Source organism: Streptomyces sp. 7R007 (assembly GCF_054850255.1).
Genome location: NZ_JBTWMV010000006.1, coordinates 214,497 through 231,129, shown reverse-complemented (window position 1 = coordinate 231,129; position 16,633 = coordinate 214,497). Strand labels below are relative to the sequence as shown.

General features: G+C 73.6%; 13 protein-coding genes. 2 read left to right on the top strand and 11 right to left on the bottom strand.

The annotated features are described in order from the left end of the window. Nucleotides 1-65 precede the first annotated feature (65 nt). A complete protein-coding gene (locus tag ACYF6T_RS10955; RefSeq protein WP_461695521.1) occupies nt 66-1,166 on the bottom strand; it encodes a citrate synthase 2 in 1,101 nt (366 codons plus the stop codon). 344 nt (nt 1,167-1,510) lie between these two features. On the opposite strand from ACYF6T_RS10955, the gene pdxH reads away from it, so the two are divergent. Further along, complete coding sequence (pdxH, locus tag ACYF6T_RS10950) at nt 1,511-2,140, top strand: pyridoxamine 5'-phosphate oxidase (RefSeq protein WP_461695650.1); 630 nt, start codon at nt 1,511-1,513, stop codon at nt 2,138-2,140. A 43-nt stretch (nt 2,141-2,183) separates the two neighbouring features. Here the strand turns inward: pdxH and ACYF6T_RS10945 are convergent, their stop codons facing one another. From ACYF6T_RS10945 to ACYF6T_RS10910, 8 genes are read right to left on the bottom strand one after another with little or no spacing between them, the layout of a single operon-like run. Continuing rightward, the gene (locus ACYF6T_RS10945; protein ID WP_461695519.1) at nt 2,184-2,801 is read right to left on the bottom strand and encodes a TetR/AcrR family transcriptional regulator; all 618 of its coding nucleotides are present in this window, start codon (nt 2,799-2,801) and stop codon (nt 2,184-2,186) included. After that, nucleotides 2,789-3,523: an enoyl-CoA hydratase family protein gene (locus ACYF6T_RS10940; RefSeq protein ID WP_461695517.1), complete on the bottom strand. Its 735-nt coding sequence runs from the start codon at nt 3,521-3,523 to the stop codon at nt 2,789-2,791. The genes ACYF6T_RS10945 and ACYF6T_RS10940 overlap by 13 nt, the downstream gene beginning before the upstream one ends. Continuing rightward, nucleotides 3,520-5,088, bottom strand: coding sequence for a 4-coumarate--CoA ligase family protein (locus tag ACYF6T_RS10935; protein WP_461695515.1), 1,569 nt, complete (start codon nt 5,086-5,088; stop codon nt 3,520-3,522). Before ACYF6T_RS10935 ends, ACYF6T_RS10940 begins: the two co-directional genes overlap by 4 nt. A gap of 19 nt (nt 5,089-5,107) precedes the next feature. Beyond that, nucleotides 5,108-6,232 carry an acyl-CoA dehydrogenase family protein gene (locus ACYF6T_RS10930; RefSeq protein WP_461695513.1) on the bottom strand — a complete coding sequence of 375 codons (1,125 nt, stop codon included), beginning with the start codon at nt 6,230-6,232 and terminating at the stop codon, nt 5,108-5,110. 5 nt (nt 6,233-6,237) lie between these two features. Next, nucleotides 6,238-8,082, bottom strand: coding sequence for an acetyl/propionyl/methylcrotonyl-CoA carboxylase subunit alpha (locus tag ACYF6T_RS10925; protein ID WP_461695511.1), 1,845 nt, complete (start codon nt 8,080-8,082; stop codon nt 6,238-6,240). Between the two features lie 5 nt (nt 8,083-8,087). After that, nucleotides 8,088-9,686: an acyl-CoA carboxylase subunit beta gene (locus tag ACYF6T_RS10920; protein WP_461695509.1), complete on the bottom strand. Its 1,599-nt coding sequence runs from the start codon at nt 9,684-9,686 to the stop codon at nt 8,088-8,090. Next, on the bottom strand, nt 9,683-11,356 hold the full coding sequence (locus tag ACYF6T_RS10915) for an acyclic terpene utilization AtuA family protein (protein WP_461695507.1): 1,674 nt from the start codon (nt 11,354-11,356) through the stop codon (nt 9,683-9,685). Before ACYF6T_RS10915 ends, ACYF6T_RS10920 begins: the two co-directional genes overlap by 4 nt. Further along, complete coding sequence (locus ACYF6T_RS10910) at nt 11,353-12,147, bottom strand: TIGR03084 family metal-binding protein (RefSeq protein WP_461695505.1); 795 nt, start codon at nt 12,145-12,147, stop codon at nt 11,353-11,355. Before ACYF6T_RS10910 ends, ACYF6T_RS10915 begins: the two co-directional genes overlap by 4 nt. 107 nt (nt 12,148-12,254) lie before the next feature. Here ACYF6T_RS10910 and ACYF6T_RS10905 point away from each other — a divergent pair, with 107 nt between their 5' ends. Further along, a complete protein-coding gene (locus ACYF6T_RS10905; protein WP_461695503.1) occupies nt 12,255-13,424 on the top strand; it encodes an FAD-dependent monooxygenase in 1,170 nt (389 codons plus the stop codon). A 37-nt stretch (nt 13,425-13,461) separates the two neighbouring features. Here the strand turns inward: ACYF6T_RS10905 and ACYF6T_RS10900 are convergent, their stop codons facing one another. Together ACYF6T_RS10900 and ACYF6T_RS10895 are read right to left on the bottom strand one after the other, a co-directional pair. Continuing rightward, complete coding sequence (locus tag ACYF6T_RS10900) at nt 13,462-14,394, bottom strand: EamA family transporter (RefSeq protein ID WP_461695501.1); 933 nt, start codon at nt 14,392-14,394, stop codon at nt 13,462-13,464. A gap of 154 nt (nt 14,395-14,548) precedes the next feature. Then, a complete protein-coding gene (locus ACYF6T_RS10895; RefSeq protein WP_461695499.1) occupies nt 14,549-16,618 on the bottom strand; it encodes an ABC transporter ATP-binding protein in 2,070 nt (689 codons plus the stop codon). Nucleotides 16,619-16,633 lie beyond the last annotated feature (15 nt).

Below are 16,633 nucleotides of genomic sequence, written 5' to 3'. Positions count from 1 at the left end.
CGGCCGGCTCCTTCGCCGAGGCGGAGGGACCGAGCTCGCGGGTCGTCTGCGTCTGGGGCGCGTCGTCAGCGGGCGATGGTGTCGTAGCCCTCGATCTGCTGCGGGGCGCGCGGACCCGGGCCCACGTAGCGGGCCGACGGGCGGACCAGGCGGCCCGTGCGCTTCTGTTCCAGGATGTGCGCCGACCAGCCCGCCGTGCGCGCGCACGTGAACATCGACGTGAACATGTGCGCCGGCACCTCGGCGAAGTCCAGCACGATGGCCGCCCAGAACTCGACGTTCGTGGCGAGCACCCGGTCCGGGCGGCGGGCGTGCAGCTCGGCGAGGGCGGCCTTCTCCAGCGCCTCGGCGATCTCGTAGCGCGGGGCGCCCAGCTCGCGGGCGGTGCGGCGCAGCACGCGCGCGCGGGGGTCCTCGGCGCGGTAGACGCGGTGGCCGAAGCCCATCAGCCGCTCGCCCTTGTCGAGGGCCTGCTTGACGTAGGCCTCCGCGTCGCCGGTGCGCTCGATCTCCTCGATCATGTGCAGCACGCGCGACGGGGCGCCGCCGTGCAGCGGGCCGGACATGGCACCCACCGCGCCGGAGAGGGCGGCGGCCACGTCGGCGCCGGTGGAGGCGATGACGCGGGCGGTGAAGGTGGAGGCGTTCATGCCGTGCTCGGCGGCGGAGGTCCAGTACGCGTCGACGGCGGCGACGTGCTTGGGGTCCGGCTCGCCCCGCCAGCGGATCATGAAGCGCTCGGTGATGGAGTGCGCCTTGTCGATCTCGCGCTGCGGGACCATCGGCAGCCCCTGGCCGCGCGCCGACTGGGCGACGTAGGACAGGGCCATGACGGCGGCCCGGGCGAGGTCCTCGCGGGCCTGGGCGGCGTCGATGTCGAGCAGCGGTTTCAGGCCCCACACGGGGGCGAGCATGGCGAGCGCCGACTGGACGTCCACGCGGATGTCGCCGGAGTGGACCGGGATGGGGAACGGCTCGGCGGGCGGCAGGCCGGGGTTGAAGGCCCCGTCGACGAGCAGGCCCCAGACGTTGCCGAAGGAGACGTGGCCGACCAGGTCCTCGATGTCGACGCCGCGGTAGCGCAGGGCGCCGCCCTCCTTGTCCGGTTCGGCGATCTCCGTCTCGAACGCGACGACTCCCTCAAGTCCGGGTACGAAGTCGGACATCAGGCGGCTCCTCGTGAGGTGTACGGCAGTGATGTGCAGGGCGGAAAGGGGCGGCTCGGCCGCTGGATCCCCGGTCGCCGGGTGCGGCTCGGGGTCCTGGGTGGCCACGGTGGTGATGCCCCGTACGGATGGTCACCCAACCGGAACGGCACCAGCACGATATCCCCGAGTGCCACCTTTGGGGAGCCATCGCGGCACTCAGTGCCACTCAGTGACGAACGACACCGTGCCGGACGACACCGTGCCGAGAGCCCGGCACCGGACGCCGTGGCGAACGGCTCCCGGGCATACGGCAAGATGACCGCGTGAGCGACCACGACCCCGTCTCCCCCGATCCCGCCGCCATGCGCAAGCAGTACCGGGCCGAGGGCCTCGCCGAGTCCGAGCTGGCCGCCACTCCGGTGGAACAGTTCCGGCGCTGGTTCGCGCAGGCCGCGACGGAGGCCCATCTGTTCGAGCCGAACGCCATGGTCGTCTCCACGGCGGACGCCGAGGGCCGCCCCGCCTCCCGGACGGTGCTGCTGAAGCACTTCGACGAGCAGGGCTTCGTCTTCTACACCAACTACGACTCCCGCAAGGCCCGCGACCTGGCCGAGAACCCGTACGTCTCGCTGCTGTTCCCGTGGCATCCGATGGCCCGCCAGGTCATCGTCTCGGGTCTGGCCCGGCGCACCGGCCGCGACGAGACCGCCGCGTACTTCCGCACCCGCCCGCACGGCTCCCAGCTCGGCGCCTGGGCCAGCGCGCAGTCGAGCGTGATCCCCTCGCGCGCCGCGCTCGACGCCTCCTACGCGGAGCTCGCGGCCCGCTACCCGGAGGGCGAGCAGGTCCCGGTCCCGCCGAACTGGGGCGGCTTCCGGGTGGCCCCGCAGTCGGTGGAGTTCTGGCAGGGCCGGGAGAACCGGCTGCACGACCGGCTGCGCTACGTGGCGGAGGCGGACGGCAGCTGGCGAGTGGAGCGACTCAGCCCCTGACACGGGCTCGGCCCCTGACACACGCTCGGCCCGCGAGGAACGCTCAGTCCCCGAGCACCCGGTCCAGGATGGCCGTCCACTGGGTCACGACGCGTTCCCGGCGCCCGGTGTCGTCGGTCAGCAGGTTGGCCAGGCCCAGGCCGCGGGCCATGTCCAGCAGGCCCTGGACGGTCTCGCGGACCCCGGGACGGGACTCGTCGGCGCCGAGCAGGTCGACGGCGATGCGGTGGGTCTCGCGGCCGACGCGGGCTTCGAGTTCGGTGACGCGGGGCCGCAGCTGCTCCTCGTTGGAGGCGGCGACCCACAGGTGGAGGGCGGCGCGGAAGAGCGGGCCGGTGTAGAGGTCGACGAGCGCGGCGACCACGGCCCGGCGGTCCGCGGCGCCCTGCGGGAACAGGGCGCGCAGGGCGGTGGAGCGTTCCTCGGCCACGTACTCGACGGCCGCCGTGAAGAGGTCCTCGCGGGTCGGGAAGTGGTGCTGGGCGGCGCCCCGGGAGACACCGGCGCGTTCGGCGACGACGGAGACCGTGGAGCCCGCCCAGCCGCGCTCGGCGAGGCAGGCCACGGCGGCCTCCAGGAGCCGCTGCCGGGTGACGCGGCTGCGGTCCTGTTTGGGGGTCCGTTCCACTCCACGGTCGCCGACCGTGCTCACAGCGCCCATGCGGGATCCCGTCGTTCCAGAAAGGCCGTCATGCCCTCGTGTGCCTGCGCCGAGGCGAACAGGCGGGCCGAGAGCGCGGTCAGGTCCTCCGCGTCCCGTTCGAAGGCTTCCAGCACCCTAGCCGTGAGCAGCGCTTTCGTCTCCGCCAGGGCCTGGGGTGCGGACCGTCGCAGCCCGTCGAGGACCGGTTGCAGTACGGCGTCCACGTCCTCGCCCGCCGCCGTCAGCAGGCCGGCGCGGACCGCCTCGGCGGCGCCGAAGCGCTCGCCGGTGAGGTAGTAGCGGGCGAGGGCGCGGGGGTCGGCGCGGGGCAGCAGCGTCAGGGAGATGACCGCGGGGGCGACTCCGATCCGTACCTCGGTGAAGGCGAAGGTCGCCGCGCCCGAGGCCGCCGCGATGTCGCAGGCGGCCAGCAGGCCGAGGCCGCCCGCGCGGACGTGGCCGGTGACGCGGGCGACGACCGGTTTGCGCAGCTCGACGATCTGCCGGAGCAGTCCCACGAGGGCGTCGGGGTGCGGGGGGTCGCGCAGATCGGCGCCCGCGCAGAAGGTGCCGCCGGTGTGGGTGAGGACCACGGCCCGTACGCCGGTGTCCTTGCCGGCGTCGGTCAGCGCGTCGGCGAGCTCCCCGACGAGGGCCGCGGACAGGGCGTTGCGGTTGGCCGGGGAGTCGAGGGTGAGGGTTTCGACGCCCCGCGCGCGTGTACGGCCGATCGACGTCACGGGCGCTCCCTGAGTTCCCGCCGCAGGATCTTGCCGGAGGCGGCCCGTGGGACGCCGTCGATGAAGCTGACCTGGCGGACGCGTTTGTACGGGGCGACGCGCTCGGCGACGTACATCATGACCTCGCCCTCGGAGAGGTCGGGCGCGGTGGGCCGGCGCACGACGTAGGCCCGCGGGACCTCGTTGCCCTCGTCGTTGTAGACGCCGATGACGGCGGCGTCGGCGATGCCGGGGTGGGTGAGCAGGAGGGCTTCGAGCTCGGCGGGGGCCACCTGGAAGCCCTTGTACTTGATGAGCTCCTTGACCCGGTCGACGACGAACAGCCAGCCGTCGGCGTCGACGTGGCCGACGTCCCCGGTGTGCAGCCAGCCGTCGGCGTCGATCATCGCGGCGGTGGCGTCGGGGCGGCCGAGGTAGCCCTTCATGACCTGGGGGCCGCGGATGAGGATCTCGCCGGACTCGCCGACGCCGAGGTCCTTGTCGGGGTCGTCGAGGGAGACGATCCGCATCTCGGTGCCGGCGATGAGCTTGCCGACCGTGCCGGGCGGGGCCTCGTGCATGGCCTCGACGGGGACGACGTGGGTGCCGGGCGAGAGTTCCGTCATGCCGTAGGCCTGGCCGACGGGGGGCAGGCCGAGGCGCCGGGAGCAGGCGGCGGCGAGCTGCGCGTCCAGGGGGGCGGCGGCGCTGATGACGTACTTCAGGGACGACAGGTCGTACTCGGCGACCAGGGGGTGCTTGGCGAGGGCCAGGACGATGGGCGGGGCCACGTACAGGCCGGTGATGCGGTGGTTCTGGATGGCCGCGAGGAAGGTCTCCAGTTCGAAGCGGGGCAGGACGACGACCGTGGCGCCTTTGCGCAGCGGCGCGTTCATCAGGGCGGTCAGGCCGTAGATGTGGAAGAACGGCAGCACGGCGAGGATGCGCTCGCCGGGCCCGGCGTCGATCACGGAGTCCAGCTGGGCGAGGTTGGTGCCGATCTGGCGGTGGGTGAGCATGACGCCCTTGGGGATGCCGGTGGTCCCGGAGGAGTACGGCAGTACGGCCACGTCGGCGACGGGGTCGATGTCGACGACCGGTTCCGGGGCGGCCGAGGCCAGCATGTCGATGAGGGAGCGGTGGCCGGGGGCGCTGTCGCAGACGAGGATCTCCTCGACGCCGCCGGCGAGTTCGGCCGCGCGCCGGGCCGTCTCCAGCAGCGGCGAGACGGTGACGATCCAGCGGGCCGCGGAGTCCTTCAGCTGTTTGGCGAACTCCTCGGCCGTGCACAGGGGGTGGACGGTGGTGACGGCGGCCCCCGCGCGCGTGGCGGCGTAGAACGCGGTCGGGAAGGCGATGGTGTTGGGGCTGTGCAGCGCCAGGACGTCGCCCTTGCGGACGCCCGCCTCGGCGAGGGCGGCGGCGATGCGGCGGTGGAAGCGGTCGAGCTGTTCGTAGCTGAGGGTGGTGCCGTCGGTGCCGTCGATCAGGGCGGGCGCCTCACCGTGCTCGGCGGCCCGGCCCAGCACCGCGTCGTGGATGGGCAGGTCGACGGGGGCTACATCGGCGTACTCGCTGCGGAACACGGTTCCTCCTGGCGAACGGTCAGTACGACTTGGGCAGGCCCAGGGTCTGGTGGGAGACGTAGTTGAGAATCATCTCCCTGCTCACCGGAGCAATACGAGCCACGCGCGCGGCGGTTATCAGCGAGGCGAGCCCGAACTCGCGGGTGAGGCCGTTGCCGCCGAGGGTGTGCACGGCCTGGTCGACGGCCTTCACGCAGGCCTCTCCCGCCGCGTACTTCGCCATGTTCGCCGCCTCGCCGGCGCCGACGTCGTCCCCGGCGTCGTACAGGTGGGCCGCCTTCTGCATCATCAGGCGGGCGAGTTCGAGGTCGATGTGGGCCTGGGCGAGGGGGTGGGCGATGGCCTGGTGGGCGCCGATGGGGGCGTTCCAGACGGTGCGTTCGCGCGCGTAGGTGATCGCCTGGGCCAGCGCGTAGCGGCCCATGCCGATGGCGAAGGCGGCGGTCATGACGCGCTCGGGGTTGAGGCCGGCGAACAGTTGCAGCAGTCCCGCGTCCTCGTCGCCGACCAGGGCGTCGGCGGGCAGCCGTACGTCGTCCAGGACCAGCTCGAACTGCTTCTCCACGGCGTGCAGTTCCATGTCGATCTGTCGGCGGGTGAAGCCTTCGGCGTCCCGGGGGACGATGAACAGGCAGGGCTTGAGGCGGCCGGTGCGGGCGTCCTCGGTGCGGCCGACGATCAGGGTGGCGTCGGCGATGTCGACGCCGGAGATGAAGACCTTGCGGCCGGTGAGCAGCCAGTCGGTGCCGTCCCTGCGGGCGGTGGTGGTGATGCGGTGGCTGTTGGAGCCGGCGTCGGGTTCGGTGATGCCGAAGGCCATGGTGCGGGTGCCGTCGGCCAGGCCGGGCAGCCAGGCCCGCTTCTGGGCGTCGGTGCCGAAGCGGGAGATCACCGTGCCGCAGATCGCCGGGGAGACGACCATCATCAGCAACGGGCAGCCGGCGGCGCCGAGTTCCTCGAGGACGATGGACAGCTCCGCGATGCCGCCGCCTCCGCCGCCGTACTCCTCGGGGAGGTTGACGCCGAGGTAGCCCAGTTTGGCCGCCTCGGACCAGAGTTCCTCGCGCACGTAGGCACGGCCGTGACGGGCGCCGAGGGCGGCGACCGCGGCCCGCAGGTCCCTGTGCTCTTGCGTTTCCTGCATCACGCTCACTGCTCCTCCTCGACGACCGCCAGCAATGCGTTGACCTCGACCTGTTGTCCCGGTACGGCGTGCAGGGCCGTCAGCCGGCCGGTGACCGGGGCGGTGATCCTGTGCTGCATCTTCATCGCCTCCAGCCACAGCAGGGGCTCTCCGGCGCGTACGGCGGCTCCCTCGGCCAGCCCCTCGGCGACCCGGACGACCGTGCCCGGCATGGGGGCCAGCAGGGAGCCGGGGGCGTGCTGGGCGGCGGGGTCGGGGAAGCGGGGCAGGGCCGTCAGCGCGGTCGGGCCGACGTACACCTGGTCGCCGTACCGCGCCACCTCGAACTTCCGCTGCACACCGTCCGCTTCGAGGACGACCAGGCGCGCGTCGGCGTGCACCACGCGCACGCCGTCCGCCTCCAGACCCGCGCGCGTGTGCCGGTAGCGCACCTCGTGTTCCTCGCCCGCGAGGGCGTACCGCTTGACCTGCGGCAGCGAGGGCACGTTGCGCCAGCCACCGAAGCGGGAGCGGCCGTGCGCGTCGGCCAGCGCGGCGGCCAGGGGAGCGTACGGGTCGCGGGCGGGCTCGGTCAGTTCCGCGAGGTGGCGGTCGTAGAAGCCGGTGTCCATGCGGGCGGTGGTGAACTCCTTGTGCCGCAGGGAGCGCACGAGGAGGTCGCGGTTGGTCGTCGGGCCGTGGATCGTGGCGCGTTCGAGGGCGCCGGCCAGCTTGCGGATCGCCTCCTCGCGCGTGGGGGCGTGGGCGACGGCCTTGGCGAGCATGGGGTCGTAGTGGACGCCGATGGTGTCGCCGTCCGTGTAGCCGGTGTCCAGGCGGATGCCGTCGGGGACGGCCAGGCGGTGCAGGGTGCCGGTCTGCGGGGCCCAGTCGGCCGCCGGGTCCTCGGCGTACAGGCGGGCCTCGACGGCGTGGCCACGCGCGCGTGGCGGCTCGGCCTCCAGGGCGTGGCCCTCGGCGACGCGCAGTTGCAGGGCGACCAGGTCGACGCCGAAGACGGCCTCGGTGACGGGGTGTTCGACCTGGAGGCGGGTGTTCATCTCCAGGAAGTGCGGCCGGTCGTCGGCGACGAGGAACTCCACGGTGCCGGCGCCCACGTAGTCGACGGCGCGGGCGGCCCGTACGGCCAGCGCGCGCAGTTCCCCGTCGAGCCGTGCGGACAGGCCGGGTGCGGGTGCCTCCTCGATCACCTTCTGGTGGCGGCGCTGGAGGGAGCAGTCGCGGGTGCCGAGCGCCCACACCGTGCCGTGCGTGTCGGCCAGGACCTGCACCTCGACGTGCCGGCCGCCCTCCACATAGGGCTCGACGAAGACCTCGCCGTCCCCGAAGGCGCTCGCCGCCTCGGCGCGCGCGCCCTCCAGGGCGGCGCCGAGGTCCTCCAGGCGGCGCACGATCCGCATCCCGCGCCCCCCGCCGCCCGCGGCGGCCTTCACCAGCACCGGCAGGTCGGCCTCGCCCACCTCGTCCAGCGGCGCGAGCCCCATGAGCTGTTTGGCGCGCGTCTTGGACGCCATCGCCTCGATCGCCTCGGGGGGCGGCCCGATCCACACCAGGCCCGCGTCGAGGACGGCGCGCGCGAAGTCGGCGTTCTCGGAGAGGAAGCCGTAGCCGGGGTGCACGGCGTCCGCGCCGGAGGCGACGGCGGCCTTCACGATCAGGTCGCCGCGCAGATACGTCTCCGCGGCCGCCGCCCCCGGCAGCCGTACCGCCGAGTCCGCCACGCGCGCGTGGAGCGCGCCCGCGTCGGCGTCGGAGTGCACCGCGACCGTCCGGATTCCCAGCTCACGACAGGTGCGGAAGATGCGGCAGGCGATCTCGCCGCGGTTGGCCACCAGTACGGAAGTAATCACGGGCCTCACATCCGGAAGACGCCGAAGCCGCCGCGCGCGCCCTGGTAGGGGGCGGTGTGGATCGCGGACAGGCACAGGCCGAGGACGGTTCGGGTGTCGCGGGGGTCGATGACGCCGTCGTCGTAGAGCCGCCCGGACAGGAACATCGGCAGCGACTCGGACTCGATCTGCTGCTCCACCATGGCGCGCAGCGCGGCGTCCGCCTCCTCGTCGTAGGGCTGACCCTTGGCGGCGGCCGACTGGCGGGCGACGATCGACAGGACGCCGGCGAGCTGCTGCGGGCCCATGACGGCCGACTTGGCGCTGGGCCAGGCGAACAGGAAGCGCGGGTCGTAGGCCCGGCCGCACATGCCGTAGTGGCCGGCGCCGTAGGAGGCGCCCATGAGCACGGACAGGTGCGGGACCTTCGAGTTGCTCACCGCGTTGATCATCATCGCGCCGTGCTTGATGATGCCGCCCTGCTCGTACTCCTTGCCGACCATGTAGCCGGTGGTGTTGTGCAGGAAGACCAGCGGGATGTCGCGCTGGTTGGCGAGCTGGATGAACTGGGCCGCCTTCTGGGACTCCGCGCTGAACAGCACCCCCTGGGCGTTGGCGAGGATGCCGACGGGATAGCCGTGCAGGGTGGCCCAGCCGGTCGTCAGGCTGGTGCCGTACAGCGGCTTGAACTCGTCGAAGTCGCTGGCGTCGACGACGCGGGCGATGACCTCGCGGGGGTCGAAGGGCACCTTCAGGTCACCGGGGACGATGCCGAGGAGCTCCTCGGGGTCGTACTTGGGCGGCTCGGCGGGTCCGGGATCGCCGTACGCCTTGCGGTGGTTCAGGCGTGCCACCACCCGCCGCGCCTGCCGGAGCGCGTCGGGCTCGTCCACGGCGAAGTAGTCCGCGAGACCCGACACGCGCGCGTGCATCTCCGCGCCGCCGAGCGACTCGTCGTCGCTCTCCTCGCCGGTGGCCATCTTCACCAGGGGCGGCCCGCCGAGGAAGACCTTGGCCCGCTCCTTGACCATGATCACGTGGTCGGACATGCCGGGGACGTAGGCGCCGCCGGCGGTGGAGTTGCCGAAGACGACGGCGACGGTGGGGATGCCGGCCGCCGACAGCCGGGTCAAATCGCGGAAGATGGCGCCCCCGGGGATGAAGATCTCCTTCTGGGAGGGCAGGTCGGCGCCGCCGGACTCGACCAGGCTGATGCAGGGCAGCCGGTTGGCGAGGGCGATGTCGTTGGCGCGCAGGGCCTTCTTCAGCGACCAGGGGTTGCTGGCGCCGCCGCGCACGGTGGGGTCGTTGGCGGTGATCAGGCACTCCACGCCCTCGACCACGCCGATGCCGGTGACGAGGGAGGCGCCGACGGCGTGGTCGCTGCCCCAGGCGGCCAGCGGCGACAGCTCCAGGAACGGCGTGTCGGGGTCGAGGAGCAGCTCGATGCGCTCGCGAGCCAGCAGCTTGCCGCGCCCGCGGTGCCGTTGGACGTACTTCTCGCCGCCGCCCGCGAGGGCCTTGGCGTGCTCGGCGTCCAGGTCGGCGAGCTTGGCGAGCATGGCCTCGCGGTGGGCCAGGTAGTCGGGGCCGTGGGTGTCCAGGGCGGACGGCAGGACGGTCACAGGAGGGCCTCCGGGATGTCCAGGTGGCGGGAGCGCAGCCATTCGCCGAGGGCCTTGGCCTGCGGGTCGAAGCGGTGCTGGGCGGCGACGCCGGCGCCGAGGATGCCCTCCACGACGAAGTTCAGGGCGCGCAGGCTGGGCAGGACGTGCCGGGTGACGGGCAGCGGGGCGCTCTCGGGGATCAGCTGCCGGAACCGGTCGGCCGTCAGCTCGTGCACGAGCCACCGCCAGGCCTCGTCCGAGCGGACCCACACCCCCACGTTGGCGTTCGGGCCCTTGTCCCCGCTGCGGGCCCCGGCGACCAGCCCCAGCGGGGCCCTCCGCGTGGGCCCGGGCGGCAGCGGCGCGGGCGGCTCCGGCTCCGGCACGCTCTCCAGTACGCGCGTGTCGTGGGCCGGCGCCACAGGGATGCGGCGTCCGTCGTGGAGCACCGCCACATGGTCGACGGCACCATGGGGGACGTACACATCCTCGAAGACCCCATAGGGCGCGCCCTTTCCAGGTGGTGCGAGCACATGGAAGCCGGGGTAGCTGGCGAGTGCCAGCTCGACCGCGGCCCCGCTCAGCGCCCGCCCGACCGCCTCCTGGTCGGGGTCGCGCACGACCAGCCGCAGCAGCGCGCTCGCCGTCTCCTCGGTGGGGGCGTCGGGCCGGTCGGTGCGGACCAGCTCCCAGCGCACGTCGGCGACCTTGCCGAGCACCGGCTCCAGTTGCTCGCGCACCAGGGCGGCCTTGGCCTCGACGGCGAGGCCGGTGAGCACGAAGACGACCTCGTTGCGGAAGCCGCCGAGCCGGTTGAGGCCGACCTTGAGGGTGGGCGGCGGTGCCTCGCCGCGCACGCCCTCGACGCGGACCCGGTCGGGGCCCTCCTGGGTGAGGCGTACGGTGTCCAGCCGCGCCGTCACGTCCGGTCCCGCGTACCGGGCGCCGGAGGTCTCGTACAGCAGCTGCGCGGTCACCGTGCCGACGTCGACGAAGCCGCCGGTGCCGGGGTGCTTGGTGATGACGGCGGTGCCGTCCTCGTGCAGCTCGGCGAGGGGGAAGCCGGGCCGCCGCAGGTCGTGGCCGCCCTCGTCGAAGAAGGCGTAGTTGCCGCCGGTGGCCTGCGCCCCGCACTCCAGCACATGTCCGGCGACCACCGCGCCCGCGAGCCGGTCGTAGGCGTCGGGCCGCCAGCCGAAGTGGGCGGCGGCGGGCCCGGTGACCAGCGCCGCGTCCGTCACGCGCCCGGTGACGACCACGTCCGCGCCCGCGCTGAGGCACTCCGCGATGCCGAAGCCGCCGAGGTAGGCGTGGGCGGCGAGGCTGTCCGGGTGGCGGGCGCCCAGGTCGTCGCCCTCGACGTGGGCGACGCGCACGGGCAGCCCGAGCCGGTCCGCCAGCTCCCGCACCCGGGCGGCGAGTCCGGCGGGGTTGAGGCCGCCGGCGTTGGTCACGATCCTCACGCCCCGCTCGTGGGCGAGGCCGAGGCACTCCTCCAGCTGGCGCAGGAAGGTGCGGGCGTATCCGGCGCCGGGGTCCTTCAGCCGGTCGCGGCCGAGGATCAGCATGGTCAGCTCGGCGAGGTAGTCGCCGGTCAGGACGTCCAGTTCGCCGCCGGTGAGCATCTCGCGCAGGGCGTCGAAGCGGTCGCCGTAGAAACCGGAGGCGTTGCCGACGCGCAGGGTCACCGGCCGGCCTCCTTGGGCGCGCGCCCCTCGCCGGGCGGGCCGGCGAAGGCCTGGGCGATGTCCAGCCAGCGGCCGGCGTCGGCGCCTTCGGCGCGCAGGGCCAGGTCGGCGCGGTGGGCGCGCTGGGTGACCAGGAGGCAGAAGTCGAGCGCCGGGCCGGTGACGCGGTCGGTGGCGTCCTCGGGGCCGTACACCCACAGCTCGCCGGACGGGCCGGTGAGCTCCACGCGGAACTCCTCGAACGGCGGGGTCAGTCCGTGCACTCCGAAGGCGAAGTCGCGGGTGCGCACCCCGAGCCGGGCCACATGCTTCAGCCGGTCGGTGGGTGGGCGCACCACACCCAGGGTGTCCGCGACGTCCAGTCCATGGGCCCAGGTCTCCATGAGTCGGGCCGTGGCCATGGAGGCGGCCGACATGGGTGGGCCGTACCAGGGGAAGCGCACATCGGCGGGGGCCGCCCGCAGCGCCTCCTCCAGAGCCTTACGGCCCGTCCGCCAGTCCGCGAGGAGCTGCGCGGGCGGTTTCGCCGCGCCCTCCTCCGCGCCGTTGTCCACGAAGTCGCCCGGCGCGGCCAGCGCCTTCTCCACCTCGCGGGCGAAGGCGTCGTGGTCGGTCAGGGCCAGCACGGCCGAGTGGTCGGTCCAGGCGAGGTGGGCGATCTGGTGGGCGAGGGTCCAGCCGGCGGCGGGGGTCGCGAGCGCCCACTGCTCGGGGCGCAACTCGGCCACCAGTCGGTCGAGTTCTTCGCTCTCGGCGCACAGGTCGTCGATCACGGGGGTCGGGTCGGCCATGGGGCGAGCATGGCAGCGGGACCAGAAACAAGCAAGCATGCTTGCATTAATTCTGTTGGCCGGAAGCGACGGGTCGCCCGCGTCCGCCGCCTGGTTAGGGTCGGCGCATGAGGGCCGTCGTCGTGGGTGCGGGGGTCGGCGGACTGGCCGCCGCGGTGAGTCTGCGCAGGGCCGGCCTGGAGGTCACGGTGGTCGAGCAGGCGGGGCGGTTCGGCGACATCGGCGCCGGTATCCAGCTCGCGCCCAACGGCACGCGGGAACTGCGCCGGCTGGGGCTGCTCGACGCGGTCGCCGCGCGCGCCTGCCGCCCTCCGTACGTCGGCTTCCGCACCTGGTCGGACGGGTCGGAGATCTGCCGTTACGCGCTGGGCCGGGAGGCCGAGGAGGCGTTCGGGGCGCCGTATCTGGTGGTGCACCGGGCCGATCTGCACGGTGTGCTGGCGGCCGCGGTGCCGGACGCCTCGGTGCGGCTGGACACCCTCGTCGTGGGCATCGACCAGGACGAGAGGGCGGCCCATGTGGTGACGGCACACGGGGAACGGCTGAGCGCGGACCTGGTCGTGGCCGCGGACGGGGTGCGCTCGGCGGCGCGGCGGTGGCTGTTCGGCGCGGACGAGGCGGTGTTCTCGAAGACGGCCGCCTACCGGGCGCTGCTCCCGGCGCGGCGGGTGGCCGACCTGGGGCTGCCGGAGCTCGCCGTGTGGCTCGGGCCGGGGCGGCACTTCGTCCACTACTGGGTGCGCCGCGGGGAGTTCCTCAACGTCGTGGGCATCGTCCAGGCGGAGACCGAGACCGAGGAGTCGTGGACCGCGCTGGCCGAGCCGGGCGAGCAGCTGCGCGCGTTCGAGGGCTGGGATCCGCGGGTGCTGCGGGTCCTGGAGCGCGCCGGGCGGATGCTCCGCTACGGCATCCACACGCGCGCCCCGCTTGAGCGGTGGAACGCGGGCCGGGTGACGCTGCTGGGCGACAGCGCGCACGCGATGGTGCCGTTCCAGGCCCAGGGGGCGGTGCAGGCGATCCTGGACGCGGCTGTGCTGGGCGACTGTCTGAGGGGGGCGACACCGGCCGACGTGCCCGGTGCGCTGGACCGGTACGTGCGCCGCCGGCTGTCCGGCGCGACCGGCATGCAGAGCCGTTCCGCGCGCGCGGGCGACGAGTTCCACCTGCCGGACGGGCCCGAGGCGGACGCGCGCAACGCCCGGATGGCTGCACACGCGGCCGAGCACCGGTTCATGCCGGTGGCGGCGGTGTGGGGGGTCGACGAGTTGGCGAGGTGAGCGGTGGCGTTGAGGGCGCCGGGGTGGACGGTGGCGTTCAGGACACCGGGGCCTCCACGCGGGCCTTGCCCCGGCCGACCTGGGTGCGGACCGCGCCCATGCTCGCCGCGATCACCAGGGCGATGGCGACGGCCTGGACGGCGGACAGGGACTGTCCGAGGACGAGGAAGCCGGCCGTCGCCGCGAGCGCCGGCTCCAGGCTCATCAGGATGGCGAAGGCCGAGGCGGGCAGGCGGCGCAGGGCGAGCAGTTCGAGGGTGTACGGCAGCACGGAGGACATGATCGCGACGGCGGAGCCCAGCGCGACCGTCGTCGGGTCGGTCAGCCGCGCGCCCGACTCGGCGGCCCCCAGCGGCAGCACGAGCAGCGCCGCCACCGCCATGGCCAGCGCCAGCCCGTCGGCCTGCGGGAACCGCCGCCCCGTCCGCGCGCTGAAGACGATGTACGCCGCCCACATGGCGCCCGCGCCCACAGCGAACGCCGCTCCCGTGGGGTCGAGGTCCCCGAAGCCCCCGCCGCCGAGGAGGAACACACCGCCCAGGGCGAGCGCGGCCCACACGGCGTTGACGGCGCGGCGGGAGGCGAGGACGGAGAGGGCGAGCGGGCCGAGCACCTCCAACGTGACCGCCGGACCGAGGGGGATGCGGGCGACCGCCTGGTAGAACAGGGCGTTCATCGCGCCCATGGTGACGCCGAAGACGATCACGGTCCCCCAGTCGGCGCGCGAGTGGCCGCGCAGCCGGGGCCGGCAGACCAGCAGCAGGACGACGGCCGCCGCGATCAGGCGGAGCGTGACGACGCCGAGCGCGCCGGCCCGGGGCATCAGGCTCACGGCGAGCGCCCCGCCGAACTGCACGGAGACCCCGCCCGCCAGGACCAGGCCGACGGAGCCGAGGGCGCCGCGGCCGGGCGGGGCGGCGGGGGCGCGGGTCGCCGAAGGCGCGGTGGCGGCGGTGTTCGGGGTGGTCACGGGCGGTCCAGGGGCTCGGCTCTACGGGTTCTATGGGGCGCTCATCGCGATGAGGTGGTGTCCATCGTGATGCACTTCCGAGTTCAGGCTAATGGACCCGGTCAGGCGTGTGAACCCGTTATGCGACTGTCCCGAGGGGTGGACCGAGGGCGTCTCAGATGCCCGGCCAGGGCACCTCGTCCCGGAAGAGGGGGCGGCCGTCGGGGAGCGCGGTGGGCACCGAGGCCGGGACCGCGGCATGGGCGTACCGGCCATGGGCGTCGTACGCATGGTCGTCCTGCACATAGGCGCCATACACATGGGCGTCCGGCATATAGGCGTGACCGTGGTCATGGCCGTACGGCTGCTCCTGCCAGGTCGCCTGCGGGGCGTACGTCTCCTGCCCGCACCCCGGCCCCGGCTGGAGCGCGTCCAGCGGGAGGCGCAGCTCGCCGGTGTCCATGACCGCATTGTTCTGCGAGCGGTGCAGGCGGGCGTACGCGCCGCCCCGGGCGAGCAGGTCGTCGTGGCGACCGGTCTCCACGATGCGGCCGCGGTCGACGACGAGGATGCGGTCGGCATCGGGGGCGAGGTTGAGGTCGTGCGTGATCATGATCGTCGTCCGGCCGGTCATCAGGCGCCGGAGCGGCTTGACGACCCGGCGGGCGGCCATCGCGTCCAGTCCGGTGGTCGGCTCGTCGAGGACCAGGACGGGGGCGTCCCGCAGGATCGCGCGGGCGATGGCGAGGCGCTGGAGCTGGCCGCCGGAGAGCCGGGCGGAGTTGGGGTCGACCCGGGTGTCGTAGCCCTCGGGCAGCCGGAGGATGAAGTCGTGCGCGTCGGCCGCCTTCGCCGCCTCCTCGATGGCCTGGTCGCTGGCGCCGGGCCGGCCGCAGGCGATGTTGGCGCGCACGGTGTCGTGCAGGACCAGCGTCTCCTGGGGCAGCAGGGTGACGTACTCGCGCAGCCGGGCCAGCGGGAAGTCCCGCAGCGGGGTGCCGTCCAGCAGGATGTCGCCGGCGTCGGGGTCGTAGAAGCGCAGCAGGAGCTTGGAGACGGTGGACTTGCCCGCGCCGCTCGGGCCGGTGATGATCACCAGCTCGCCGGGGCTGACGTCGAAGGACAGGCCCTCCAGGGCCACCGTGTCCGCGCCGGGGTAGGTGAAGCCGACGTCGCGCACCTGGACGGTGCCGTCGGGGCGGCCGGTCTCCGCGCCCCGGCGCGGGTCCGTCACCGACGGCCGGACGTCGAGGATCTCGATCAGGCGCTCGGCGCCGGCCGTGGCCGCGGTGACCGTGAGGCCGAGCTGGGCCAGGCCCCGCACCGGCGGGTAGAGGTAGCCGAGGAAGGCGGCGAAGGCGAGGAGCCGGCCGAGGGTCATGCGGCCGGTGGAGATCTCCCAGGCGCCGATGCCGATCACGGCGAGCACGCAGACCGTCTCGATGACGGTGACGAGCTGTTCGTAGGCCTCGTTGAGGCGGGTGGAGCGGACGGAGGCGCGGAACCAGGCGTTCGCCTCCTCGCGCAGCCGCCGGCGTTCGGCGTCCCGGCGGTCGTAGGCCTGGGTGAGCACGATGTTGCCGAGCGACTCCTCGACGACGGAGGTGATCGCGCCGTCCGCGACCCGTCCGGCCCGGGAGACGTCCTTGATGGAGCCGGAGAAGCGGCGCGCGGCCAGCCAGAAGAGGGGGGCGAGGACGAAGGTGGCGGCGGCCAGGTCCCAGCGCAGCCAGAAGGCGGCGGCCGCGTAGAAGAGGGCGGAGAAGGCGGCGGAGGCGGCGCCGACCAGTCCCGAGACGACCATGGTCTCGATCGCCTCGACGTCGCTGGTCAGCCGGGACAACAGGTCGCCCTGGCGGTGGCGTTGGAAGAAGTGCGGCGGCAACTGCTGTACATGGTCGAAGACGTGTTCGCGCAGCCGCATCACGAAGCGCTCGGTCAGCCACGCGGCGAGGGAGTTGCCGGCGTAGGCGACGAGCGCGCCGACGGTGGCCACGGCGAGCCACTGGCCGGCCGGGGCCCAGAAGGCGGCCGGCGACCCCTTCTGGAGGGCGTTGTCGGTGAGGTCGCTGAAGACCAGGATGGCCTCGGTCTCGGCGAGCGCGGCGAGCACCGTGCACAGCCAGACCAGCAGCAGCCAGCCGCGCAGCCCCTTCGTCAGCGGCCAGAAACGGCGGAACGCGGCACGGGCCGGAATGGTGGGCGTGTCCTCGTATTCGAGTTCTTCATCCTCGTCCCAGCCCATTTCACATTCCCTCCG